Source organism: Myxococcota bacterium, assembly GCA_041389495.1.
Lineage (GTDB): Bacteria > Myxococcota_A > UBA9160 > UBA9160 > UBA4427 > JAWKRT01.
The window spans coordinates 2,189,094-2,213,749 of sequence record JAWKRT010000001.1; the positions used below are offsets into that span (position 1 = coordinate 2,189,094).

General features: G+C 73.2%; 22 protein-coding genes. 6 read left to right on the forward strand and 16 right to left on the reverse strand.

Annotated features, from left to right (window positions below; translation table 11 throughout):
• Nucleotides 1–37 precede the first annotated feature (37 nt).
• From fusA to R3E88_09710, 5 genes are all read right to left on the reverse strand, one after another.
• A complete protein-coding gene (gene fusA / locus R3E88_09690; protein ID MEZ4216734.1) occupies nt 38–2,098 on the reverse strand; it encodes an elongation factor G in 2,061 nt (686 codons plus the stop codon).
• Between the two features lie 3 nt (nt 2,099–2,101).
• Nucleotides 2,102–2,920, reverse strand: a complete 819-nt coding sequence (locus R3E88_09695; protein ID MEZ4216735.1) for a type III pantothenate kinase — start codon at nt 2,918–2,920, stop codon at nt 2,102–2,104.
• On the reverse strand, nt 2,917–3,930 hold the full coding sequence (locus R3E88_09700) for a biotin--[acetyl-CoA-carboxylase] ligase (protein MEZ4216736.1): 1,014 nt from the start codon (nt 3,928–3,930) through the stop codon (nt 2,917–2,919). The genes R3E88_09695 and R3E88_09700 overlap by 4 nt, the downstream gene beginning before the upstream one ends.
• Nucleotides 3,927–4,838, reverse strand: a complete 912-nt coding sequence (gene nadC / locus R3E88_09705; GenBank protein MEZ4216737.1) for a carboxylating nicotinate-nucleotide diphosphorylase — start codon at nt 4,836–4,838, stop codon at nt 3,927–3,929. Before nadC ends, R3E88_09700 begins: the two co-directional genes overlap by 4 nt.
• A 169-nt stretch (nt 4,839–5,007) precedes the next feature.
• A complete protein-coding gene (locus R3E88_09710) occupies nt 5,008–6,588 on the reverse strand; it encodes a response regulator (protein MEZ4216738.1) in 1,581 nt (526 codons plus the stop codon).
• Between the two features lie 328 nt (nt 6,589–6,916).
• On the opposite strand from R3E88_09710, the gene R3E88_09715 reads away from it, so the two are divergent.
• Nucleotides 6,917–7,657, forward strand: a complete 741-nt coding sequence (locus tag R3E88_09715) for a Stp1/IreP family PP2C-type Ser/Thr phosphatase (protein MEZ4216739.1) — start codon at nt 6,917–6,919, stop codon at nt 7,655–7,657.
• A gap of 37 nt (nt 7,658–7,694) precedes the next feature.
• Here R3E88_09715 and R3E88_09720 read toward each other — a convergent pair whose 3' ends face one another.
• Together R3E88_09720 and R3E88_09725 are read right to left on the reverse strand one after the other, a co-directional pair.
• Entirely contained in the window at nt 7,695–8,459 is a 765-nt protein-coding gene (locus R3E88_09720; protein ID MEZ4216740.1) for a FliA/WhiG family RNA polymerase sigma factor, read from the reverse strand.
• Between the two features lie 443 nt (nt 8,460–8,902).
• On the reverse strand, nt 8,903–10,384 hold the full coding sequence (locus tag R3E88_09725; GenBank protein ID MEZ4216741.1) for a sigma-54 dependent transcriptional regulator: 1,482 nt from the start codon (nt 10,382–10,384) through the stop codon (nt 8,903–8,905).
• Nucleotides 10,385–10,462: 78 nt separating this feature from the next.
• Between R3E88_09725 and R3E88_09730 the strand changes: the two genes are divergently transcribed.
• The 3 genes from R3E88_09730 (at nt 10,463) to R3E88_09740 (ending at nt 13,290) form a co-directional block, all read left to right on the forward strand.
• Nucleotides 10,463–11,167 (forward strand): response regulator, encoded by a 705-nt coding sequence (locus R3E88_09730; protein ID MEZ4216742.1) that lies wholly within the window; start codon nt 10,463–10,465, stop codon nt 11,165–11,167.
• A 99-nt stretch (nt 11,168–11,266) separates the two neighbouring features.
• Complete coding sequence (locus R3E88_09735) at nt 11,267–12,925, forward strand: ATP-binding protein (protein ID MEZ4216743.1); 1,659 nt, start codon at nt 11,267–11,269, stop codon at nt 12,923–12,925.
• On the forward strand, nt 12,922–13,290 hold the full coding sequence (locus R3E88_09740; protein ID MEZ4216744.1) for a response regulator: 369 nt from the start codon (nt 12,922–12,924) through the stop codon (nt 13,288–13,290). The genes R3E88_09735 and R3E88_09740 overlap by 4 nt, the downstream gene beginning before the upstream one ends.
• 19 nt (nt 13,291–13,309) lie before the next feature.
• On the opposite strand, the gene R3E88_09745 is transcribed toward R3E88_09740, so the two are convergent.
• Nucleotides 13,310–14,569 (reverse strand): hypothetical protein, encoded by a 1,260-nt coding sequence (locus tag R3E88_09745; GenBank protein MEZ4216745.1) that lies wholly within the window; start codon nt 14,567–14,569, stop codon nt 13,310–13,312.
• Between the two features lie 73 nt (nt 14,570–14,642).
• Here R3E88_09745 and R3E88_09750 point away from each other — a divergent pair, with 73 nt between their 5' ends.
• Nucleotides 14,643–15,437 carry a methyltransferase domain-containing protein gene (locus R3E88_09750; GenBank protein MEZ4216746.1) on the forward strand — a complete coding sequence of 265 codons (795 nt, stop codon included), beginning with the start codon at nt 14,643–14,645 and terminating at the stop codon, nt 15,435–15,437.
• Here the strand turns inward: R3E88_09750 and R3E88_09755 are convergent.
• From R3E88_09755 to R3E88_09770, 4 genes are read right to left on the reverse strand one after another with little or no spacing between them, the layout of a single operon-like run.
• The gene (locus R3E88_09755) at nt 15,341–16,675 is read right to left on the reverse strand and encodes a glycosyltransferase family 4 protein (GenBank protein MEZ4216747.1); all 1,335 of its coding nucleotides are present in this window, start codon (nt 16,673–16,675) and stop codon (nt 15,341–15,343) included. The two genes, R3E88_09750 and R3E88_09755, sit on opposite strands and share 97 nt — an antisense overlap.
• A 13-nt stretch (nt 16,676–16,688) precedes the next feature.
• Nucleotides 16,689–17,417: a methyltransferase domain-containing protein gene (locus R3E88_09760; GenBank protein MEZ4216748.1), complete on the reverse strand. Its 729-nt coding sequence runs from the start codon at nt 17,415–17,417 to the stop codon at nt 16,689–16,691.
• Nucleotides 17,386–18,645 (reverse strand): glycosyltransferase family 4 protein, encoded by a 1,260-nt coding sequence (locus R3E88_09765; GenBank protein MEZ4216749.1) that lies wholly within the window; start codon nt 18,643–18,645, stop codon nt 17,386–17,388. The genes R3E88_09760 and R3E88_09765 overlap by 32 nt, the downstream gene beginning before the upstream one ends.
• Before the next feature lie 18 nt (nt 18,646–18,663).
• A complete protein-coding gene (locus R3E88_09770) occupies nt 18,664–18,927 on the reverse strand; it encodes a hypothetical protein (GenBank protein MEZ4216750.1) in 264 nt (87 codons plus the stop codon).
• A 331-nt stretch (nt 18,928–19,258) separates the two neighbouring features.
• Between R3E88_09770 and R3E88_09775 the strand changes: the two genes are divergently transcribed.
• The gene (locus tag R3E88_09775) at nt 19,259–20,410 is read left to right on the forward strand and encodes an anhydro-N-acetylmuramic acid kinase (GenBank protein ID MEZ4216751.1); all 1,152 of its coding nucleotides are present in this window, start codon (nt 19,259–19,261) and stop codon (nt 20,408–20,410) included.
• Between the two features lie 16 nt (nt 20,411–20,426).
• On the opposite strand, the gene R3E88_09780 is transcribed toward R3E88_09775, so the two are convergent.
• Genes R3E88_09780 through R3E88_09795 form a run of 4 tightly spaced genes read right to left on the reverse strand, consistent with a single transcriptional unit; the run spans nt 20,427 to nt 24,461 of the window.
• A complete protein-coding gene (locus tag R3E88_09780; protein MEZ4216752.1) occupies nt 20,427–21,161 on the reverse strand; it encodes an MBL fold metallo-hydrolase in 735 nt (244 codons plus the stop codon).
• Nucleotides 21,158–22,096 (reverse strand): NDP-sugar synthase, encoded by a 939-nt coding sequence (locus tag R3E88_09785; protein MEZ4216753.1) that lies wholly within the window; start codon nt 22,094–22,096, stop codon nt 21,158–21,160. The genes R3E88_09780 and R3E88_09785 overlap by 4 nt, the downstream gene beginning before the upstream one ends.
• Nucleotides 22,093–23,151, reverse strand: coding sequence for a phosphotransferase (locus tag R3E88_09790; protein MEZ4216754.1), 1,059 nt, complete (start codon nt 23,149–23,151; stop codon nt 22,093–22,095). The genes R3E88_09785 and R3E88_09790 overlap by 4 nt, the downstream gene beginning before the upstream one ends.
• Nucleotides 23,148–24,461: a nucleoside recognition domain-containing protein gene (locus tag R3E88_09795; GenBank protein ID MEZ4216755.1), complete on the reverse strand. Its 1,314-nt coding sequence runs from the start codon at nt 24,459–24,461 to the stop codon at nt 23,148–23,150. Before R3E88_09795 ends, R3E88_09790 begins: the two co-directional genes overlap by 4 nt.
• Nucleotides 24,462–24,656: the final 195 nt, after the last annotated feature.

A 24,656-nucleotide genomic window follows, 5' to 3' on the forward strand; every position in this document is an offset into this window, starting at 1 on the left:
GCGCGTCCGCGAAGCGCGGCGCGGCGTGCGCGCCGCGTCAGTCGTCGGTCCGCGCCGCGGCCTGCGCCTTCGCGATCACCTTCTCCTGCACTTCCTTCGGACACGGGTCGTAGTGGGAGAAGTCCATGTGGAAGTCGCCCTTGCCGCCCGTGAGGCTCGTGAGGGCGCTCGCGTACTCGAGCATCTCGGCCATCGGAATCTGGGCGCGGACGACGGTGCTCGCGCCGATCGCCTCGGTCGACTGCACACGGCCGCGTCGGCTCGAGATGTCGCCCATGATGTCGCCGACGCTCTCGTCCGGAACCACGATCTCCGCGCTCATGATCGGCTCGAGCAGCGCGGGTCGCGCCTGCTCGAGCGCCGCCTTGAAGCCGAACGACCCGGCCAGCTTGAAGGCCATCTCGTTGCTGTCGACCGAGTGGTGCTTGCCGTCGATGCAGTGGACCTTGACGTCGACGACCGGATAGCCGGCGAGCGGGCCGGCGTCGGCGGCCTCGTGGATGCCCTTCTCGACGGCGGGGATCAGATTGCGCGGGATCGCGCCCCCCACGATCTCGTCGAGGAACTCGATGCCGGCCCCCCGCGCGTTGGGCTCGATGCTCAGGTAGCAGACGCCAAACATGCCCTTGCCGCCGGACTGCTTCTTGAGCTTGCCTTCGACGTTCTCGGCCCTTCCGAGGATCGTCTCGCGATACGGAACCTTGGGCGTCGCGAGGTCGACTTCGCAGTCGAACATCCGCGCGAGCTTGTGGACGGTGGTGCGGATGTGGAGCTCGCCCATGCCGGTCAGGAGGAACTCGCCCGTGGAGGCTTCGCGCCCGAGCTGGAGCGTCGGATCCTCCTCCACGAGTCGGCCGAGCGAGGCGTAGACTTTATCCTCGTCCCCCTGTGATTTCGCGGAGATGGCATACGAAAGCACGCCTTGCGGAATGGTCGGGGAGGGGAGTCGCACGCCGCCCTTCTCGGCCGTCAACACGTCGCCCGTGTGGATGCCCTTCACCTTCGCGACGGCGACGATCTCTCCCGGGCCGGCCTCGTTCGCATCGACGTGCTGGTCGCCCTGCAGACGGAAGAGCTTGCCGATGCGGACCTTCTCGCCGGTCGTCGCGTCGAGCACGGTGGAGTCGGACCGGACCGTGCCGGAGACGATGCGGAAGACCGAGAGCGTGCCCGCGTAGCGGTCGATCAGCGTCTTGAAGACGATCGCGGCGAGGGGGGCCGAGGCCTCGGGCGCGACCGGGGTGTCGCGGCCGCTCTCGGCATCGACGGCCGCCCACGGCCCGCGGTCGGCCGCGGACGGCAGGAGCTCGAGGATCGCCGCGAGCAGGACGTCGACGCCCGCGCCCGTCGCCGCGCTCCCGCCGATCACCGGGAGGAGCGCGCCGCTGCGCACGCCCGCGACCAGCCCGCGTCGCAGCTCGTCGTCGGCGAGCTCGCCGTTCTCGAGATAGTGCTCGAGCAGCGCGTCGTCCGTCTCGGCGACGGCCTCGACGAGTTCGAGGCGTCGCGTCTCGGCCTCTTCGGCGGCGTCGGCCGGGACGTCCTCCGGCGCGCCGCCCGAGAAGGACCGCTGCGCGACGAGCTCGACGACTCCCTCGAGCGCGGCGCCCGCGCCGATCGGTGCGCCGAGCGCGACGACGCGCCGGTCGGTGCCCGCCGCGAGCGAGGCGATGGCCGCGTCGAAGTCCGCGCGCTCGTGGTCCATCGCGTTGACGAATGCGATCGCCGCGCGCCCGTCGAGCGCGCCGAGCATCTTGTGCGTCCCGACCTTCGCGCCGTCGACGGCGCTCACCACGACGACGGCGGCATCGAGCGCCTGCAGCGCGATGCGACCGTCGGGCTGGAAGTTCGGGTGACCGGGCGTGTCGACGAGCGTGACGCGCCCGCCGTCGAGGTCGAAGCTGAAGACGTGCGAGGTGATCGTGTGCGCGTGCCCGTCGCGTTCCTCGGGCAGGGTGTTGAGGACCGACGTTCCCTGGTCGACGCTGCCGGGCTTCGGCGTCGCACCCGCGCGGTGGAGGAGGGCCTCGCCGAGAGTCGTCTTGCCGTCCGAGGCGTGTCCGATCAGGGCGAAGTTGCGCGTCGTCGTCGGCTCCATGCGTCACCTCTCTTTGCGGGATCCCTCGGGTCGGTTCTTCTCGAACAGCAGGCGCAGGCCCTGCAGCGTGAGGAAGGGCTCGACGCGCTCGATCGTGCGCGCCTCGGTCGAGATGCGGCCCGCGAGCCCGCCCGTCGCGACGACGCGCACGTCGTCGCCGAGCTCGGGCTTGATGCGCTCGACCATCGAGTCGACGAGCCCCGCGTAGCCGTAGAGCAGGCCCGACTGCAGCGCGGCGGTCGTCGTCTTCCCGATCACGCTGCGCGGCCGGACGATCTCGACGCGATGCAGCTTGGACGCGCGCTCGAAGAGCGCCTCCATCGAGATGTGGATGCCCGGGAAGATCGCGCCGCCCAGGTACTCGCCGTTGCGCGAGACGCAGTCGAACGTCGTCGCGGTGCCGAAGTCGACGGCGATCGTGGCGCTGTGGAAGAGATCGAAGGCCGCGACCGCGTTCACGATGCGATCGGCCCCGACCTCGTGGGGGTTCTCGTAGCGGACGGGCATCCCGGTGCGGATCCCCGGCCCGACGGTGAGCGGAGGCCGGTCGAAGAGCTTGGTCGAGACGCGCTCCCAGATCGGCTGCAGCGGCGGCACGACGCTCGACATGATCACGTCGGTCACGTCCTCGGTCGCGAGGCCGTCCTGCGTGAAGAGCGCGCGGAGCATCACGCCGAGCTCGTCCGAGGTCTGCTCGCGGTGCGTGCTCACGCGCCAGTGATGGGAGAGCTCGGCGGGCGCGCCGCCGCGGCGGTAGTCGAAGACGCCGAGCGACACGTTCGTGTTGCCGATGTCGATCACGAGCAGGACGGGGTCGCTCACGATGCGTCGCTCTCCTTCGCCAGCGTGACGTCGCCCGCGATCACGCGCGTACGTCCGCCGTCCTCGGTCTTGATCCAGAGGGCGCCCTCGTCGTCGATGCCGACGACGACGCCGCTCTGCGCATCGCCTGCGCCGTCCGGCCGCGCGTCGAGCACGCGGACGCGGCGCCCCGCCATCGCGAAGTACGCCTCGTAGCGCGCACGAAGCGGCGGGAATCCGTCGCGCGCGTGCTCGTCGAGCACGGCTTCCAGAATACTATAGAGGCGTCGGGCGAAGCCGATGCGGTCGATGCGACGGCCCGTGAACGAGCGCAGGCTGGTGGCAAGCGAGCGGAACTCGTCCGGGAAGTCGGCGCGGTCCACGTTGAGATTCACGCCGATGCCGAGGATCGCGTGGCCGATGCGCGTCGCCTCGGCCTGCAGCTCCATCAGGATGCCGCTCGTCTTGAGGCCGCCGACGAGCACGTCGTTGGGCCACTTGATCTCGACGTCGTCGCGGCGGCCGAGCTCCGCGGCGATCGCGTCGGCGACGGCGATCGCCGCCGTCGGGATCAGCGTCGGGGCCTGGGCGAGCTCGAGTCGCGGGCGCAGCACGATCGACGTGTAGAGATTGGCGTGCGGCGGCGAGAAGAAGCGCCGGCCGAGGCGGCCTCGTCCCGCCGTCTGCGCCTCGGCCACCACCGTGTAGCCCGCCGCCGCGCCGGCGGCCGCGCGCTCGGTCGCGACGCGGTTCGTCGAGTCGATCTCCTCGAAGTGCTCGATCTCGCGTGCGAGCCAACGCGTGTCGAGGCCGCACAGGATCTCCTCGCCGTAGAGCCGGTCGGGAGCGGCCCGCAGCCGATAGCCTCCGCCCGGCTCGCCCTCCACGTCGTAGCCGAGGCGCCGCAGCGATTCGATGTGCTTCCAGACCTGGGCGCGCGAGACGCCGAGCTCCGCCGAGAGCGCTTCGCCCGAGGCGGCGCCGGATGCGCCGCGCAGCAGGGCGAGTACGCGCGCAGCCCCTGCGTTCACGCCGCGGGACCGCGCGCGCCGTCGCCGTCGCCGTCGATCTCGAGCGAGAGGTCGGCGTTCGGCGCGGAGTGCGTGAGGGCGCCGATCGAGATGCGGTGCACGCCCGTCTCCGCATAGCGCCGCACGTTCGCGAGCGTGATGCCGCCCGACGCCTCGAGGACCGCGCGCGCGCCGAGGTCGGCGACGATTGCGCGGATGGCGTCGGGCTCGAGGTTGTCGAGCAGCAGGAACGTCGCGCCGGCGTCGCACGCGACGCGCGCCTCGTCGTGCGACTGCACCTCGACCTGGATCGGGATGCCGGCGGGAGCCCGATCGAGCGCGCGCCGGACGGCGGCCTCGAGCGAGCCGGCCGCGGCGGCGTGGTTGTCCTTCAGGAGCACGCCGTCCCAGAGGCCCATCCTGTGATTGGTTCCGCCGCCGACGGCGACCGCGTACTTGTCGAGCGCACGCCAGCCGGGGAGCGTCTTGCGCGTGTCGACGATGGCGGCGCGCGTGCCCTCGACCGCCTCGACGTGGCGGCGCGTGTGCGTGGCGACGCCGCACATGCGACCCAGGAAGTTGAGCGCCGTGCGCTCGGCGGCGAGCACGGCGCGGACCGGCCCCTCGATGCGCATCACCGGTGCGAGCGGCTCCGCGACCTCGCCGTCGGAGAGGCACGTCGCGACGCGGACGCTCGGGTCGAGGTGCTCGAAGGCGGCGCGCGCGATGGCGGTGCCACAGACGACGAGCCGTTCGCGCGCCTCGATCCGTGCCTGCGTGCGCGCGCTCGCGTCGAAGATGACCTCGCTCGTGACGTCGCCGGTACCGACGTCCTCGGCGATCGCCGCGGCGAGCAGCGGCATCCAGCGCTCGCGATCGAGAGCGGGGCGCGGGGCGGAGCGGTCGCCCGAGCTCGTCGACCGGGTCACGCGATGCCTCCCGCGGCGGTGCGGCCCGGTCGTGCGCGCGCATGCGGGCGTGCGCGCGCTGCCGCCGGGCGGCGCGCCATCCTAGCAGCCGGCCGCGGCCGACCGCGCGGCTCCGACGATGGGTGCGCGAGTGCGCGAGCGGGGTGCGGAGAGGGGCAGGCGACCGCGCTCAGTCCGCGGACTCGTCCTCGCCCTTCATGCGCCGGATCTCGTCGCGGATCAGCGCCTCGGTCATCTGCGGGATCACCTCCCACGCGATGGCCTCGACGCGCTCGAGCACCTGCTTCACGACCTGCTCGGAGAGCTCCGAGAACGCCTCCCACGCGACCTTCTCGAGCGTCTCGTGGAGGCGCTCGCGCAGCGCCGGCGTGAGGTCGACGGACGCGCGCGCCGTCGCCGGAGCGGCGTCGTCCTCGGGCTCGTCGACGATCGCGACGGCCTCCGGCTCGAGCTCGGGTGCGAACTGCGGCATCGCGGATGCCGCCGGCGCCGCGGCCGCGACGAGCGGCTCCTCCTCGATCGGCTGCGCCTCGAAGGCGTCGTCGTCGAGCGGCTCGACGTCGCCTGCGAACGACGCGCCGGCGACGTCGAGCACGCCGAGGTCGGACGAGGAGAGGTCGTACGCGGAGCTTCCGGGGTCGAGCTCGACGTCGGCGATCGGCACGCTCGCGAGCGCGTCGTCCGCGGCGAGTGCGGCGTCGAGGTCGACGGCGGCTCCGCGCGGCGACGTGGTGAAGAGCTCGTCCGCGAGCAGTGTTCGCGCGGCGTCGACGGGCTGCGCGGGAGACGCGGTGCCGATCTCGAGCTGGTCGCTGACGTCGAGGGCGCTCATCGACTCGGGGCCGGCGTCGTCGTCGGCGTCCTGGAACGGATCGCCCGCATCGCCGAAGTCGGCGATCACGGTCTCGGCCGGCGAATCGGTCGCCGTCCACGCGGCGGCGCCGCGGACCGGCTCGTCCTCGAACGCGAACGCATCGCCGTCGAGGGCGTCGTCGAGCAGCGTCGTGGTCGCGCCGGAGGGCGTCGCCGCGGGCGGCGCGGGTTCGCCGAGGTTCACGAGGTCGGTCGAGAAGTCCGAGGCGTCGTCCGCCTCGTCGTCGTCGGGCATCAGGGCGACGGTGCTGTCGCTCCCGAGGAGCCCCGCGTCGAGGTCGTCCGCCGGCGGGAGCCCGCCGATCGATGCGTCGCCATCGCCGAAGAACGGATCGGCGAGCGGGTCGGTGTCGGCGGTCGTCGTCGGCCGCGCCGACGGCGTGGACTCGGCGACCTTCGAGAGGTCCGAGACGTCGTCGTCGAAGAAGTCGAACGCCTCGTCGACGTCGAGCGGATCCTTCGAGCCACTCGGCGCCGCGGCCGCGGCGCTCGCCGCGACGGGGGGCGCTGCCGCGAACAGCGTCTTCACGCGCTCGACGAGCGCCTGTGCCTCGAAGGGCTTGGTGATGTGGCCTGCGGACCCGACGGCCGCGGCGCGCTCCTCGTCGAAGGCCTCGAAGGTTCCGGTGAGCAGCAGGACGGGAACGTGCGCGAGCTGCGGATCCTGCTTGATCGCCTCGCAGACCTCGTAGCCGCTCTTGCCCGGCATGATGACGTCGGCGATCACGGCGTCGGGGCGCGCCTCCCGCGCGCGGGCGATCGCGTCGTCGCCGTTGTCGGCCGTGATGAGCTCGACGTCCTCGTTGGCGAAGCTCAAGCCGACGAGCTTCTGGATGACGACGCTGTCGTCCGCGAGCAGCAGGGTCCTGGGCATCATCCCCCCGGTTCGGCGCCGCCGGGAGGCGGTGCCTCGACGCGGCGGTCGGGGCGCGAACGCCACTCGCCGTCGCTGCATGACTTCCTACGCCGGCGCCTCGTCGCGCGCCTCGCGTCCGCGGACGCGGACGGAGCGGAACGCCTGCGCGCCTCGGCGCGCGAACGTACCGCTCGGCTGGCTTATCGTCTCGGGAGTTCGGGCGATTGAACCCTTTTCTGCCCATGGTTCGCCGGTGTCGGCCGGGCGACGCGTCGATCAAGGCCCCCGCGTCGCGCGCCGATGCGCCGGCCATCGCCGGGCACCCGTCTCCGAGCCACGAGGACCACCGATGATCCTTCGCGCAGCTGCATCGACCGACGTGGGGATGCGGCGCGGCGCGAACGAGGACCGCTACGCGCTCGCACCCGACCTCGGGCTCTTCCTCGTGGCCGACGGCATGGGGGGGCACAGTGCGGGCCAGGTCGCGAGCCAGCTCGCGGCCGAGGCGGCGCTCGAGGCGGTCCGCGCCCTCGACGGTGCGAGCGTGAGCCTCACCGAGAAGCTCCGGCAGGCCGTCGAGATCGCGAACCGGCGCATCCACGGTGCGGCGCAGGCGAAGCGCGAGCTCGCCGGCATGGGAACGACGCTCGTCGCGATCCTCGCCACCGAGGACCGCGTCGCGCTCGCACACGTCGGCGACAGCCGCGCGTACCTCGTTCGGCGCGGTCGCATCCGCTGCCTCACCGACGATCACTCACTCGTGGGCGAGCTGCTCCGCCGTCGCGAGATCGACGAGGCCGAGGCGCGCGAGCATCCGCACCGCCACGTGCTGACGCGCGCCGTCGGCGTCCGCCGCGTCGTGCAGCCCGATCTCGCCGAGCTCACGCCGATGGAAGGCGACCTGTTCCTGATGTGCTCGGACGGCCTCACGACGCACGTCGAGGACGCCGAGATCGCGGAGTACGCGCTGTCGGGGGGCGAGCCGCAGGACGTCTGCGACCGCCTCGTCGCCGCGGCCAACGAGCGCGGTGGCGAGGACAACATCACGGTCGTGATGGTGCGCTACGAGAAGGACGGGCTCGACGCGTGAGAACGCCGCCGCGCGCGGGCGCGGCGGCGCGTCGTCGTCAGTGGTCGACCTGACCCTTGAGCTTCTGCCGCAGGCGGAGCACCGCCTTCGTGTGGATCTGGCAGACGCGGGACTCGGTGATGCCGAGGATGTTCCCGATCTCCTTCATGTTGAGATCTTCGTAGTAGTAGAGCGAGATCACGAGGCGCTCCTTCTCCGGGAGCGTGCCGATCGTGTCCGCGACGACCTGCTTCGTCTCGACGGTCTTGAGCGTCGCGAACGGGTTCTCCGAGGTGACGTCCTCGATGATGTCGGCGTACGTGCCCGAGCGATCGCCGTCGGAGTTCGTGCCGCGGATCTCCTCGAGGTTGATCAGCGAGATGCCGCGCACCTGGTTCAGCAGCTCGTGGAACTTCTCGATCTGCAGACCGAGCGAGTCGGCCACTTCCTCGTCCGTCGCCTGGCGGCCGAGACGCTGCTCGACCTCGCCGTAGGCGCGCTCGAGCTTGCGGCTCTTCTGGCGCACGCTGCGCGGCACCCAGTCGAGCGAGCGGAGCTGGTCGAGGATCGCGCCCTTGATCCGGAACTCCGCATACGTCTTGAACTTGCAGTTCTTCTCCGGGTCGTACTTCTCGATCGCGTCCATCAGACCGATCACGCCCGTGTTGTGCAGGTCGTCGAGATCGATGTGCGACGGGAGGCGCACGGCGATCCGGTTGACGATGTACCGGATGAGAGGGCCGTGCTCGACCACGATCTGTTCCTTCAGCTCCGCCGGGATCTCGCCGTCGCGGTCCCGCGCCTCCGTCAGCAGTGCTTCCATCGCCCCCTCGTTTTCCCCCAGCTGCGAACCCATTCGCTGTGCCTCGTCGGGGCGCCGGCCCCGCTGCGTGCAGGACCACGAAGCAGGGCGCGTGCCAAATCCGGGACGGCGCCCGCGAACGGCCGGATCCGCGTGCCGGCTGCCGCCCGGCTTCGCGCTCGTGAAGTCGCAACTCCGCGTGGGGAAAGCGGCTTTCGGTGGGCATCGGAGGGGCTGGCCGTCCCCGCCAACGGTGGCGGCAGGGCCGGCGCGTCGTGCGCAGAAGCGTCGGGATCCCGACTGTCGCGCGGCGCACGAGTTGCGAAAACGTCACCCGCGGCCGGGCGAAGTACGGAACGGAACTCGGCGGGCCCCGGGGTTCGGGGGCCCGCCGAGTCAGGCGCGAGCCTGGACGGAGGACAGGGTCGGGAGGACCGCTGTGGGAGGCGGGAGGAGGGCGCGCGTCAGTCGCGCTCGGTCGGGCGCAGGCCCTTCTTCTTGATCTTCTCGAGGAGGGTCGTGCGGTTCAGCCCGAGCAACGACGCGGCGCGGTTCTTGTTCCAGTGCGTCTGCTCGAGCGCCTGGAGGATGAGGTCGGTCTCGATCTGCGCGATGACGTCGTTGAACGAGAGACCGTCGGGCCCGAGTCGCGGAGCGATGGCCTCCTGCGTGCGCGCGCGCGCGACCTCGGGCGGGAGCGACTCGACGTCGATCTCGCCTTCGCCGAGCAGGATGGCCATCCGCTCGATCATGTTCTCGAGCTGGCGGATGTTGCCCGGCCAGTCGTAGGCGACGAGGTACTCCATCGCGGCGTCGGTGATGCCGTCGATCCGCGTCGTCTGCTCCTGGTTCGCGATGTCGAGGAAGTGGTGCACGAGCAGCGGCACGTCGTCGGGACGTTCGCGCAGCGGCGGCACCTCGATCGGGAGCACGTTCAGCCGGTAGTAGAGATCCTCGCGGAAGCGGCGTTCCTCGATCAGCCGTTCGAGGTCCTGGTGGGTGGCGGCGATCACGCGCACGTCGACGTGCTGCGTCTTCGACGACCCGACCGGCTCGAAGGTGCGTTCCTGCAGGACGCGCAGGAGCTTCACCTGGAGCGTCGGGCTCATGTCGCCGATCTCGTCCAGGAAGATGGTGCCGCCGTGCGCGGCCGCGAAGCGGCCCTCGCGGCTCGCGATCGCCCCCGTGAACGCACCCTTCACGTGCCCGAAGAGCTCGCTCTCGAGCAGCTCCTCGGGGATCGCGCCGCAGTTCACGGTGACGAAGGGCCGCGTCGTGCGTCGGCTGTTGAAGTGGAGCGCACGGGCGACGAGCTCCTTGCCCGTGCCGCTCTCGCCGGTGATCAGCACCGTGCTGTCGGTGTTGGCGACCTTCTCGACCGTCTCGAGCACGGCGCGCAGGGCCGCGCTCTTCCCGATGATGTTCTCGAACTTGTACCGCGCGCGGAGCTGGCCGTGGAGCGCGCGGTTCTCGGCCTTGAGGCGCCCGTGCTCGACCGCCTGCTGCACGAGGCCGCGGACGACGTCGAGGTTCGCCTGGTCGAAGGGCTTCTCGAGGTACCAGAACGCGCCGGCGCGCAGCGCCTCGACGGACGCCTCGGCGCTGCCGTGGCCGGTGACCAGGATGCAGGGCAGGTCGGGCTCGAGCTCGCGCAGCTGACGGAGCAGCTCGATGCCGTTGATGCCGGGCATCCGGTAGTCGCACAGCACGAGGTCGACGCGCTGGGTCGACGCGATGGCGAGCGCCTCCGTCGCGTCGGCGGCGCTCATGACCTCGTGGCCCGAACGCGAGAGGATGCGCTCGAGCGCGCGTCGGTAGAGCTCCTCGTCGTCGACGACGAGGACGCGCGCGACACCCGGTGCCGCCGGCGGTGCCGGGGTGGTCGCCGACGCGGCCGGAGCAGCAGGACGCGACGGGCTCGCAGAGCTCGAGGGATTGCGCGACAGGGGATGACCTCCGCCTAGCGGAGGGGGGCGCGCGCAGTGTGCTCAAGGGCCGCCCGACGCGCAACCGATAGTCGCCGCATGCGGAGCGACGCGCCGACGACCGAGGCTCGCGACGATGCCGTGCGCGGGCGGGTGACGTCGGCCGAGGCCGCTCCTCCCTCCGTACTGGTGATCGACGACGAGCCGCTCTGGCAGCGAAGCCTCGAGCGGGTGCTGCGCGGGCAGGGGCTGCGCGTCGCCTGCATCGCGAGCGGAGCGGGTCTCGACCCGTGGCTCGCGGGTGCGGGGATCGATGCGCTGATCCTCGATCTCGGACTCGAGGGCGGCGCCAGCGCCGGGGTCGAGCTGCTCGTGCGAGCCAGGCGCCTGCAGCCCGACCTCGCGGTCGTGGTCATGACGGGGAGCGCGAGCATCGAGAGCGCCGTCGCGTGCATGCGGCGCGGGGCGTTCGACTACCTGGCCAAGCCGTTCGACGACATCGAGGCCGTCCGGGCCACCGTGCGCAAGGCCGTCGACCATCGTCGCCGCGCGCTCGCCGCGCGCGCTCCCGTGCCTCCGATCGACGACGCCGCGCTCCCGCTCTCGCTCGCCGCCTACGAGCGGCGCGCGCTCGAGCGCGCGCTCGCCGAGCACGCGGGCGATGCGACGGCGGCGGCGCGCCGGCTCGGCATCGGCCGCAGCACCTTCTATCGCAAGCTCGCCGCCCACGGCGTCCGCACCGGACGCACGGGGGGCGCCCCCGACGGCCCGCGCGGGCTTGGTGGAGCCGGGTCGATCCGGTAGCTTCGCCGCGCTTCGTCGCTCGCCCCCCCACGCGATGCACGTCGACGCGGCGCGCGCCGAGGGCGCGCGGCCGCCCGTCCGGCGCATCCGGGGGATTGCGTGGCCGACTCTTCCTCACTGGTGCGGATCGCGGTCGTCGCCCATCCGGAGGCGCGCGACGGCGCGGTCGTCGATGCGCTGCGCCGGCTCGCCGGCGACGTCGAGCTCGACGTGGTCCGCGATCCCGCCGCCTGTATCGATCTCGCCGCGCGCGTTCCGCTCGACCTCGTCGTCGTCGACCGCCTGGTGGGCGCGCCGCGCGACGCGCTCCTCCGCACGCTGCGCGATCGCGGCGTGCCGAGCGTCGTCGTCACCGACGCCCGCGCCACGGCCGACGCGCTCGCGGCGTTCCGCGCCGGCGCGGCCGAGTGCGTGGAGGCCGGCCGCTCGCTCGCGCACTCCCTTCCGCACGCCGTTCTCGAGCAGACGCGTCGTGCGCGGTCGCGGCGCGAGCGCGAGTGGCTCGCCGGGCGGATCGGCGCCCTGCAGCGGCACACCGAGAACATCATCCACGACCTCAACTCCGCGCTCGTGGTCGTCGACGGCGACGGGCTCGTGACCTACGCGAACCCGAGCGCGGCGGCGATCCTCGCGGGCGGGTCCGATACCGGCGCGCTCGAGGGCGCGCCGGTGTGGCGCTGGTTCGAGGGCGAGCCCGAGCGGACGCGCATCGGCGAGACGCTCCGGCGCGGCGTGCGCTGTCAGGGCGCGGAGACGCAGATCCGCCGCACGGACGGCGCGCTCGTCCCGATCGGCATCTCGTGCGCGCCTCTCTTCGACGACGCCGGCGCGCAGTGCGGCGCGGTCGCGACGTTCCAGGACCTGAGCGAGGTGAAGCAGCTCCGCGAGCAGGTGCTGCAGACGGAGAAGATGGCCTCGATCGGAGAGCTCGCGGCCGGCGTCGCCCACGAGATCAACAATCCGACCGGGTTCATCCACGCGAACCTCTACCAGATGAGCGAGTACGTCGCGGACCTCGAGAGCGTGTGGGAGCGCGTGACGGACCTGCGCAAGGCGGTCGTCGCGGGCGACCTCGACGATGCGCGCCGCGCCGAGGCGGCGCTCGCCCGCGCGGCGGACGACGTCGACGTCGACTTCGTGCTCGGCGACTTCGGCAAGGCGGTGCGCGAGTCGCAGGAAGGCTCGGAGCGGATCCGGCACATCGTGCAGGACCTTCGCGACTTCGCGCGTCAGGACACGGGGCAGCGCGCGCCGGCCGACCTGAACCAGTGCGTCGACTCCACCGCGAGCATCGCCTGGACCATGATGAAGCACTCCGTGGTGCTCGAGAAGCGCTACGGCGACCTGCCGAGCGTCCCGTGCTTCGCCATGCAGCTCAAGCAGGTCGTGATGAACCTGCTCGTGAACGCCTACCAGGCGATCGAGGAGCGCCACGGGTCGACGGGCGCGATGGGGCGCATCGTCGTCGCGACGCGCGAGGTCGACGGCGGCGTCGAGCTCGTCGTCGAGGACGACGGCGCGGGCATCGCGGCCGAGCACCGCGCGCGCATCTTCGATCCGTTCTTCACGACGAAGAAGGTCGGCGCGGGCACCGGCCTCGGGCTGTCGACCTCCTTCAACATCGTCCGGCGCCACGGCGGGAGGATCCGCGTCGACAGCGAGCCGGGGGTCGGGACGAGCTTCCGCGTCTGGCTCCCGCTCGAGGTCGACGACGGCGACGATGTCGCGCCCGACGAGCGCGGCGGGAGCGCGACGTGAGCGGCCCGCCGACCCTGCTCATCGTCGACGACGAGGAGCGCATCCTGAACGCGCTGCGGCGCAGTCTGCGTCGCGAGGGCTTCGAGATCCTGACGGCGCAGACGCCGCAGGAGGCGCGGAAGTGGCTCGAGGAGCGCCCGGTCGACGTCGTGCTCTCCGACCACAAGATGCCGACGGCGAGCGGCCTCGAGATCCTCGCGATGGCGCGCGAGCTGCGCCCGGACGCGGCGCGCCTGCTGATCTCGGGCTGGCCGGAGCAGGTCGCGCCGGCGAGGCTCGCCGAGCTCGGGGTGCGGGAGCTGCTCCCGAAGCCCTGGGACGACGCCGATCTCAAGCGCGCGCTGCGCGAGGCGGCGGGTCGTTAGGCGCGGCCGCGGCGCGCGCTCACTCGTCGAGCTTTCGCAGCGTGTCGAGGTCGTCCGTCTGCGACGCCTTCCCGCCGACGAGTCGCACGCGGAAGCGCCGCTGCTGCCCCTTCGAGTAGTAGATCCGTCCCTTGCCGGCGAACGAGAGCTCGAACACCGCGAGGTGGTTCGGCAGGCCGCCGACCTTGCGCCGGACCGCGACGTTCTCGGCGTCGTCGTCGAGGCGCTTCAGGTTCTCCTCGCACTTGAGGCGCAGGCTCTCGTCGCCGAGCGCGACGATGGCGTCGATCGCCCGGTCGTCGAACTCGAGGTTCTTGTAGAGCGTGCGAAGTCGCCGCGAGAGCGCCTCGACGTCGCGCGCGCGCGCGCTCGACTCGGCGCGCGTGCGCTTGGCGGCCTTCGTGAGTCGCTGCTCGAGGTCGCGGATCGCGTCGTCGCGCTGCGCCAGGTCGTGCGCCGCCTCGTCGAGGAGGTCCTCGAGCGAGCGGCGCTCCTGGTCGAGCTCGACCGCGCGCGCCGCCTTGCCGCGCAGCTCCTCCTCGCGCGCGACGAGCGCGGCGAGCTGGGACTGGAGCCGCTGCCGCTCGCCGCGCAGCGTCGCGATCTCGTCCGCCTGCTCGCGCTCGGCGGGCTCCACCGCGAGCAGGCGGCGGCGGACGCCCTCGAGCTCGCCCTCGATGTGCGCGGCGCGCTCGGCGGCGGCGTCGCGATCGGAGAGCGCGAGCTCGAGCTCCTCGCGCTCGCGGCGCAGCGACAGGCGGTTGTAGAAGAAGAGGCCCTGGATCAACGCGGCCGCATAGACGAGCAGGATCGCGTTCGACAGCACGGTGTTGTGCGGGAGCGCGACGCTCACCTGCGCCGTCGCGGGAAGCAGTCGCTCGGCCTCGCGCAGGTTGTTCATGAGGTCGAACGCGTCGGGCGGCGCGGGCGTCGGGCCGCCGCCGTAGATCAGCGTCCGTCCGTCGCGCCCGATCGCGATGACGCCGACGCGCACGCCGCCGATCCGCACCCACGGCGAGCGCTTCACGTCGGCCTCGATGCGGCGCTGGATCTGCACCGACACCGCCTCGTCGAAGCGATCAACGTGCAGCGATTCCTCGACGCGCTGCTCGAAGAAGCGGCCGAGCGCCTGCTCCGCCGCCTTCACGGTGAACACGTAGAGGACGGCGAACACGGCGACGGCGAGATAGATGACGCGGTAGGAGCCGAGGCGCGCGGTGACGCCCGGCGCGTCGGGTTCCTCGCGGTCGCGCGGCGTCGCGTCGTTCGGGCTCGACACGGCGGCGAGCATACCGCGGTGGCACCGCGCGGCCCCGTGGCCCGGGAGGCGCTGCGGGCTACCGTCGCGCGCCATGCGCGTCGTCGACCTCGACCGGGACATGAGCGACGTGATCCCGACCGGCACCTCGATCGAGAGCGAGGTGCTCTTCGAGCGGATGACGCAGGCGACGCTCTCACTCGCCGCGTCGGCGCCCGGGCGGCGCATCCTCGACGTCGCGAGCGGCGTCGGGCAGGACTCGATCGCGCTCGCGCGCGACGGCGGCGACGTGGTCGGCGCGGAGCCGTCCGCGCGCATGGCGGGCATGGCGCAGCTGTTCGCCGCAGAGCGCGGAGGCCCGCTCCCGCGCTGGGTGCGCGCCTGGGGCGACGCGCTGCCGTTCGCGGACGCGAGCTTCGACGCGGTCGTCTGCAAGGGCGCGCTCGACCACTTCGACCGGCCCGACGCGGCGATCGCGGAGATGGCGCGCGTCGCGCGGCCGGACGGCCGCGTCGTGCTCGCGATCGCGAACTTCGAGTCGCTCGCGTGCCGGACGGGCCACTGGCTCGACGAGCTCGCGGCGCGGCGCCGCGGCGACGGCGGGCCGCGCGGCCGGCGCCACTCCGACTGTCCGAGCGACCACTTCACGCGCTACGAGCTCGACCTGATGCGCGAGCAGGCGGGGCGGCACCTCGAGCTCGAGGTCGTGCAGGGCGTGTCGCTGCTGTGGGGCGTACCCGGGTGGTCGCGGCTGCTCGCGCGGCTTCCCGCCGGCGCGGCGCGCGCCCTCCTTCACGCGCTCGACGGGCTGGCCGCGCGCGCGCCGCAGCTCGCCGACGTCGTGGTGCTCGCGGGCCGTCCGCGCCGCTCGGCGAGCACCTCCGCGTAGACCTCGCTCGTCGCACTCGCGATGCGCGTCCACGACAGGCGTTCGGCCACGCGCGCGCGCGCGGTCGCGGCGAGCGCGCGGCGCCGCGGCGCATCCGCCATCAGCTCGCCGATGCCGCGCGCGAGCGCGGCCGGGTCGTCGCGTGGCACGACGAGCCCGCCGCCGCAGAGCCGCATCACCTCGGTCAGTGCGCCCGCGTCGCACGCCACGACGGGCGTGCCGCAGGCCATCGCCTCGACCGCCGGCAGCCCGAACCCTTCCGTGCGCGACGGCACGACGACGAGCGCGGCGCGCCGGTACAGCGCGACGAGCTCGTCGGTCGGCACGCGGCCCGTCACGCGAAGCCGATCGGCGACGCCCGCCTCGCGCGCCCACTTGAAGACGGGGTTGTGGGGATGGTCGTCGTCGACGAGCGTGAGGCGCAGTCGCGCGTCGCAGCGGGCGAACGCCGCGACGAGCGTCCGGATCCCCTTGTTGGGGTCGTTCGCGCGGCCGACGCAGAGCAGCTCCGCAGCGTCCTTCGCGACCGAGGCGTCCGGCGAGTAGAGGTCGGTGTCGAGGCCGTTGTAGACGTTGCGGATGCGCTCGGTAGCGACGCCGAAGTCGCGCGCGATCTGCTCGGCGCTCCACTCCGACGACGTGATCACGCGGTCGAGCCGCCGCGCCACGGTGCGCTGCATGCCGATCGGATAGAACGTCATCGTGCCGATCGCCTCGCGCAGGTTCGTGTCGCGGACGAACGAGGCGCGGCGGTCGATCGTGAGCGGGTGGTGCACCGTCGTCACGACGGGCAGACCCATCCCGAGCATCCCGAGCAGGCCCCAGCCGAGGCACTGCACGTCGTGCACGAGGTCGAAGCGCGCGCCGCGGCGCAGCTCGTCGGCGAGCGCGCGGAAGGCGCGCACGCTGAATGCGAACGGCTCGGGCAGGAAGCCGAGGTAGCTCGCGGCGAGCTCGTAGAAGCGCAGCGGCGTCAGCATCCGGAGCGCGCCCTCGGGCGGGCGCATGCCCGCGTAGTCGCGCACGAACCACTTCGCCCAGAGCTCCTGGTTCGGGAGCTGCACGACCCTGCGCGCGAAGGGCATGGCGTCGGGGTAGGGCGGGCCGACGAAGACCTCGACCTCGTGACCCTGCGCGGCGAGCGCGCGTGCCAGGAACCACAGGTACACGCCCTGGCCGCCGCACTTCATGTTGCCGCGGTACGCGACGAACGCGATGCGCAGGGGACGGTCGGTCATCGCCGTGCGGGGTTCACGCGCCTCGGGCCGCGAGGCGGCCGGCGGGCTTGTCCGCGTAGAGGATCAGGCTCTTCGGACAGATGCGGTCGAGCGCGTGCTCGAGCCGCGCCATGAGCGGGCTCGCGGTCGCGCGGATCAGGAAGTGACGATAGGCGCGGACGAGCCGGCTCTCGTCGGCGTTCGGCAGGTGCATCACCGAGCGAAGCACCCAGTACGGCGTGTGGAAGCCGTGCGCGAAGCCGACGCCGCGCGTCGCGAGCCCGGCCTTCGCGAGGCCCTGCGCGAGCTGGCGCGGCTTGAAGATGCGGATGTGGCCGCCCGGACTCTCGAAGTACTCGTCGCCGAGCCGCAGGTAGAGGTGCTCGCTCGTCGCGGTCGGGATCGTCACGGCGACGCGGCCGCCCGGCTTCGTCACGCGCGCGAGCTCCGCGGCCGCGGCCTCGTAGTCGTGGACGTGCTCCATCACCTCGGAGCAGATCACGCGGTCGAACGTCGCGTCCTCGAACGGCAAGCGGAAGATGTCGCCCTGGATCATCTCGCCGAGCGCGCCGGAGGCCGCCGCCTCGCGGCGCAGCCGCTTGCTCGCGTCGCGCATCGAGCCGAAGTCGAGGTCGTAGCCGACGACCTGCGCGGCGCCGCGCGAGAGGCAGCCGAAGCAGTGGCGCCCCTCGCCGCAGCCCGCGTCGAGGACCCGGTGGCCCGGGCCGACGTCAAGCCGCGCGAGGTCGACGGTGAGCAGCACGCCGCGTGTCCTCGAAGACCTGCGCGAGCTGCGCGGCCGCCTGGTCCCAGCGGAAGACCGACTGCACGCGGCGCCGCGCGGCCGCGCCCATGCGCTCCGCCTTGCCCGGCTCGGACAGGATGTCCGCGATCGCATCGGCCATCGCGCGCGCGTTGCGCGCGGGAACGAGCCGACCGGCGCTCCCGTCCGTGCCGACGACCTCGGGCAGCGCGCCCGCGGCGTTCGCGACGACGGCGAGACCGCACGCCATCGCCTCGCTCGCCGGGAAGCCGAAGCCCTCGAAGAAGCTCGGCACGAGCGCGATGCGCGCGGTCGAGTACTGCTCGACGAGCTCGGGCACCTCGAGCATCCGATCGACGACGACGATGCGATCCTCGATGCCGTACTTGCGCGCGAGTCGCGGCACGAGGCCGTCGGGCGGGATGCGCCCGTCGACGATCTTGAGCTTCACGTGCGGCGGCAGCAGCGAGAGCGCCTCGAGCATCGTCCCGATGCCCTTCTTGCGGTCCTCGGTGCGCCCGACGAACAGCAGGTCCGTCTCCTTGGCGACGCCCGGCACGGGATGGAAGAGGTCGGCGTCGGTGCCGTTGTAGACGACCTCGACCTCCTTCTGCGGGATCCCGAAGTAGCGCTCGATCTCGACGCGCGACGCCTCCGAGACGGTCACGATCCGGTCGAGCCGCGGCGCCACCTGCTGCTGCATGAACAGCGGGAAGTAGAGCGTGCGCTTGATCTTCTTCACCAGCCGCGGGTCGATCGCGTAGTCGGCCTCGCGGTCGATGTGCAGCGGATGGTGGATGACGGAGACGACGGGCGTGCCGAAGGCGCGCAGTCCGAGCAGCCCCCACGACAGCGACTGGTTGTCGAAGACGACGTCGAAGCGGTGGCGGCGCTGTAGCTCGGGCCAGCGACGCAGCAGCCGCACGCCGAACGTCTGCATCTCGGGGAACACGCCGAAGCGCGACACGCCGAGCTCCCAGAGCGTCATCGGCTTGAGCAGCGAGAACGGTCTGCGCGGGTCGTAGAAGTCGGGCCACTCGCGGCCGAACACGTTGTCGTTCGGGATCTCGTGGAGCGGGATGCCGTCCGCGAGCTCGGGCAGCGGCGGGCCGGCGAAGACGTGGACCTCGTGCCCGGCTCGCTGCCACTCGCGCGCCAGGTACGAGGCATAGATGCCCTGGCCGCCGCAGTACATGTTGCCGCGATAGGTGAGCAGCGCGATCCGCATCGAGGCGCGTCCGGTCCGTCAGCCCTGCGCGTTCGCGCTGGGCGCGTCGCCCGCCGTCGCGGGCGGGGCCTCGGGCGCGGCGTCGACGCTCGGCTCGACGCGCACCGTGGCGATCGTGTAGCCGACCCAGCCGGCGAGGCCGAGCACGAAGAGGGTGAGGATCGAGACGGGGATCGCGAGCGCGACGTAGCTGCCGCTCCACACGCCCGCGACGAACAGCAGCGCGAGCACGGCCGCGCCGATGCAGATCGCCCAACCTTGCGTGCTCGATGCGTCGTTCATGTCCGCGGAGGGCCTCTCTCGGTCGCTCTCGGGCGGCGGGGTCGTCGCGTCCGCCCGAGCGGCGCGAGACCCGGCGAGCGGATCGTGTTCGGAGCCGTGCGGAGCGCGTCGGTCGACGGCGCGCGCGGTGGCGCCGCGGCCCTGCGCGCGGCGGCCGGATCATGCGCGGGGGCCGCGAGCGTGTCAACCGAGCCCAACCGACGTTCTAGCCGTTCGCGGGGAGCGGAGCGTCGCGCCCGGCACCCTCCGGCACCGACGCGCGCGTCGGGTGCGCGCACGGCGCGACGCGCGCGGGCGACGCCGCGCTCCGCGTGCGCCTATGCTCCGCGCCGTGCTGGTCATCGGCCTGATGTCGGGAACGTCCGCCGACGCCGTCGACGCCGCGCTCGTCGAGTGGCCCGACGACGCGTCGGCGCGGCCGTTCCGGCTGCTCGCCTGCGTCGAGGCGCCGCTCGGCGACGAGCTGCAAGGGCGCGTGCACGCGCTCGCCGCGTGCGAGCTCGCCCCGCGCGAGGCGCTGCGCGAGTTCGCGCGGCTCGACGTCGAGCTCGCGGTGCGGTTCGCGGACGCCGCGCGCGCGGTCGCGCGCGCAGCCTCGGTCGACCTCGCGCGCGTCGATGCGATCGCCTCGCACGGACAGACGGTCGCGCACCATCCCGAGCACGCGTCGTCGCTCCAGATCGGGAATCCCTCCGTGATCGCCGAGCGCACCGGCTGCACGGTCGTCGCCGACTTCCGCTCGCGCGACCTCGCGGCGGGCGGAGAGGGCGCTCCGCTCGCTCCGTTCTTCCATCTCGCGGCGCTCGGCGAGCGCGGCGAGGCGCGCGTCGCGCTCAACCTCGGCGGCATCGCCAACGTGACGTGGTTGCCTCCCTCGCTCGATCCGGACGAAGTCGTCGCGTTCGACGTCGGCCCCGCGAACGCGCTGCTCGACGCCGCCGTGCAGTGCGGCACGGGCGGTGCCGAGCGCATGGACGCGGGCGGCCGTCGCGCGGCGCGCGGGCGCGTCGACGACGCGCTTCTCGCGCGGCTGCTCGACGACGAGTTCCTGCGCCGACGGCCGCCGAAGTCGACGGGCCGCGAGCGCTACGGCCGCGCCGAGGCGCAGGCACTCGTCGCGGAGGTCGGCACTGCGCGGCTCGACGACCTGCTCGCCACGCTGCTCGCGTTCACGGTGGAGTCGGTGGCGCGCGCGTGCGCCGAGCTCCTGCCGGGCCGGCCCGCGCGGCTCCTCGTCGGTGGCGGAGGTGCGAAGAACCCGCGCATGCTCGAGCGGCTCGCCGCGGCGATGCCCGCCTGTGCCGTCGAGCCGTTCGAGGCCGCGGGCGTCCCCGCCGACGCCGCCGAGGCGATGGCGTTCTCGCTGCTCGGGCGCAACGCGCTGCTCGGCGTGCCGAACCACCTGCCGCGGACGACCGGCGCCCGGCGCGCCGCCGTGCTCGGCGTCCTGGTTCCCGGCGGAGCGGGGCGCATCGGACGTTAGGCAGGCGGCGCGGTCGTCAGAGCCGGAGCGCGAGGCCGTCGTCCGCGGTCTCGAAGCCGCAGCTCCCGCGACGCGCGTGCATCTCGGCGCCGAGGTGCGTCAGCAGCATGCGCCCGCAGTCGAACTCGCGGCGGTGCTCGGCGAGCTCCTCGAGACTCAAGTGGAAGTCGAGCCCGCGCGCGTGCTGCGTGCACTCGCAGATGAACAGGTCGGCCCCGGCGACCGCGCGCGGGAGCGCGTCGAACCAGCCCGTGTCGCCCGAGTAGGCGATCGAGGCGCCGCCGGCGTCGATCCGGTAGCCGTGCGGGTTCGATTCGATCTGGTGGCGCGTCGCGAACGACTCGACGCGCGCGGGGCCGATCTCGTGCGGGCGGCCGGGCGCCAGCTCGACGAAGCGAAGGTCGAAGGCGAGCGCGGTGTCGAGCGGGTGACCCATCGCCGCGGCGAGCGCGCGCACGCGCGTCTCGACCTCGGGCGGGCCCGCGATCCAGAGCGGCGTACGGCGCGCGTCGACGTAGCGCGCCGCGAGCAGCAGCTGGGGGATGCCTCCGAAGTGGTCGGCGTGGAAGTGCGAGACGACGATCGCGTCGATCTCGTTGCGGTCGATGCCGAGCTCGGCGAGGCCCGAGCCGGTCGTGGCGCCGCAATCGACGAGCAGCGTGCCGCGCGCGCCGCGCACGAGCACGGCCGACTGGCGGCGGCCGCCCGCGCCGAACGCGTCGCTCGTCCCGACGAACACGAGGTCGCTCACGCCGCAGGCTCCTCGGCGCGGTGGAAACGACCACCGGCGAACACGCCGTCGCTCGCGTCGACCGAGGCCGGAACGCGCTCACCGTCCCACACGACCGCGCGCGCGAGCCGCGCACCACCCTCGACGATGGCGCCGTCCCCGATCACGACGTCGCCGTCGACGCGGGTCGCGCCGGCGAGCGGGTGCGGGTGCGGGGCGTACGAGAGCGCGGGCGGGGAGAGGTTCGCGTCGAGGTACTCGCGCAGGGTGCCGACGGGCTCCCAGACGAGCTCGTCCGGCGCGAGCAGCGCGCCGCGCACGTCGCGCGCGCCGCGCGCGAGCTCGGGTGCCAGCCAGTCGCGCAGGTCCTCGAAGGCCGCGTCCTCGCCGCGCGCGGCCGCGACGCGGTCGAGTGCGTCGAAGGCCCGCGGCGAGAACAGCCGGACGCCGACGAAGAGCCCCTCGCGGACGGCGCCGCCGAGGTCGAAGCTCGCACCGATTCGCCGCACGACTCCCTCCGCGTCGAGGCCGATCGATCCGAAGCGGGCGGCGCGCGGGTCCGACCGCAGCAGCAGCGTAGCGGCATCGTCGCGCGCGCGGTGTGCGTCGACGAGCGCGTCGAGCCGGGTGTCGATCAGCATGTCGCCCGCGATCACGATCGACGGGTCGCTCGCGCGCAGGAACCCGGCCGCGCGTGCGATGCCGCCGCCCGTGCCGAGCGGAGCCGGCTCGGGGCTGAACGAGAGTGCGACGCCGGGAGGTCGGCAGCGCTCCGCCGCCGCGCGCATCAGGTCGGCGCGGTGGTGCAGGTTGACGATGACCTCGGTCACACCCGCCGCAGCGAGCCACTCGAGCAGGTGTGCGACGAGCGGGACGCCGCGCACGGGCAGGGCGGGCTTCGGTCGCAGCGCCGAGAGCGCCGCGATCCGCGTTCCGAGGCCGGCCGCGAGGATCATCGCGCGCACGGCGACTCCGGAATGCGCGCGACGAGCTCCGCGAGGTCGGCGAGCGCCGGGCTGCGCGTCGCGAGGGCGGCGGCGGCTCGCTGCAGGCTGCGCACGCCGTTCGGCACGTACGCGCGGTAGCGCTCGTCGCCGCGCTCGCGCACCGCCCACACGAAACGCGCCGTGTCCTTGCCGACGCGCGAGAGCGTGAGCAGGTCGAAGCGCTCGCGAAGCTCGGCCTCGGACGGGGCGTCGGGGAGCTGCGGGCGCACGCGCGCGAGCTGCTCGGCGATCTCCTCGTCGGCGAGCGCGACGTGCAGGTCGCGGAGCAGGCACACGAGGTCGTACTCGGGCGGCGCGAGGAAGGCGCCCTGCAGGTCGATCAGCACGAGCTCCGCGCCCGCGCCGCGATCGACCACGTGGAGGTTCTGCGCCTTGAAATCGCGGTGTGCGAGCCGCTGCGGTGCGGCGAGTGCGCGATCGGCGACCTCGTCGAACGCGCGATCGACGACGGCCCGCTCCGCCGCGGTGGCCGCGCGGCCGAACGCCGCCGGAAGCAGCCACGTCGCGACCTGGTCGGCCTTGTAGGCGAAGAGCGCGCGATCGAGGCGGCGCTCGAAGGCGGCGACGCCCGGCGCCCGTGCCACGCGCTGGAGCTCGGCTGCGATCGCGCAGGCGCGCGCGTAGAGGGCACGGCGTTCGTGCGCCGGCGCCTCGCGCGCGACGCGCTCGAGGGTGAGGTCGCCCGCGTCCTCGAGGAGCTCGATGCCGCGCTCGTGCGCGAGCCGGCGCGGAACGGGCAGGCCGCGCGACTCGAGCAACGCGCGGATCGGCTCGAGCGGCGGCTCGGGCGCGACGCCCGCCGGGCGAAGCGCCGGATCCTCCGGCATGTCGACGCGCGCGATCGCGGTGCGCGGCGCCGACGTCCCGAGCGCGCGCGCGCGGAAGAAGCGACGCGCGCCGAGCCCGGCGCGCAGCGGCTCGATCGCGACCGCGCCTGGCTCGACGCCGAACGCGCGCGCGGCGAGTGCGCGCACGCGCGAGCCGGGATCGTCGTTCGCCGTCACCCGCCGCTCGCCTGGCCGAACCACCAGTGGCTCGCCGCGACCGCGCCGACGAACCCGGCGAAGTCGGCCGTCAGGCAGGCGAGCACGGTGTGGCGCGTCGCGCGCACGCCGACGGCGCCGTAGTACACGGCGAGCACGTAGAAGGTCGTCTCGGTCGAGCCCGCGATCACGCAGGTGAGCTGGCCGACGAAGGAGTCCGGCCCGTACGTCTGGATCGTCTCGACCATGACGCCGGTCGCGCCGCTTCCCGAGAGCGGGCGGATCAGCGCCATCGGGAGCACCTCGGCGGGCACGCCGAAGCGGCTCGTCAGCGGGTCCAGGAGCCCGATCATCGCCTCGAGCGCCCCCGATGCGCGCAGCAGGCCCACGGCCACGAGGATCACGACGAGATAGGGAGCGATGCGCACACCGACCTCGAGGCCTTCCTTGGCGCCCTCGACGGCTGAGTCGTACACCGAGGCGCCGCGGCCGAACCCGAAGAGCACGAGCGACGCGAAGAAGACCGGCATCAGCCAGTCGGTCGCCCACTGCTTGAAGAGGGCGAGGCCGGCGAGCTCGGAGGTCGCGACGTCGCGGCCCATCACGACGAGGAGCAGGAGCGCGGCCGCGATCGCGGCGACTGCCTGCGCGCGGCTCGCGCGCGCGGGCGGCGCGGCCTCGGAGGGCGCATCCGCCGCGGTGTCGTCGGCCGCGGTGGCGGGCGGCCGCGTCGCGTCTCCGCGCGGCGCCGCGAACATCGGAAGCCGTCCGAGCGCGAAGTACGCGGCGATGCCTGCGACGGTCGAGCACGTCGACGCGACGAGCGTCGGGATCCAGATCGAGAACGGATCCGTCGAGCCCTCGACGGCGCGCATCGTGACCGCTCCGAGCGGGAACAGCGCGACGGCCGACGTGTTGATCGCGAGGAACAGGACCATCGGGTCCGACGCGACGCCGGGCGCCGGGTTGAGGCGGTCGAGCTCCTTCATCGCCTTGATGCCGAACGGCGTCGCCGCATTGCCGAGCCCGAGCGCGTTCGACGCCATGTTCATGATGATCGCGCCCATCGCAGGGTGGTCGGGCGGGACGTCGGGGAAGAGGCGCCGGAGCGCCGGGGCGATCGCGCGCGCGAGCAGGTCGCGCAACCCGCCGTCGAAGGCCGCGCGCATCGCACCCAGGAAGATGGCCATCACGCCGACGATCTTGATCACGAACGCGACGGCGCCGCGCGCGGACTCGATGAGCGCGCCGTTCACCGCGTCGAGCGTGCCGACCCATCCGCCGTAGGCGATGGCGACGACGACGAGTGCGATCCAGATCCAGCTGAGCACGTGCCCCCGACCCTCCGACGCGTTCGCGCCCGCGCTGCGTCGCACGTGCGAGGCGCCGCGCAGAGCGCGCGGCGTCGTCGCATCACCGCCGGTCGGGGGGAAGGAGGCGGTCGCACCGTGCGGCAGCGGAGCGCCGCGTGCCGCATCGGCGCGGGTGGTCTGCGACCTGAACGCGCGTCGAGCGCGTTCGATTGC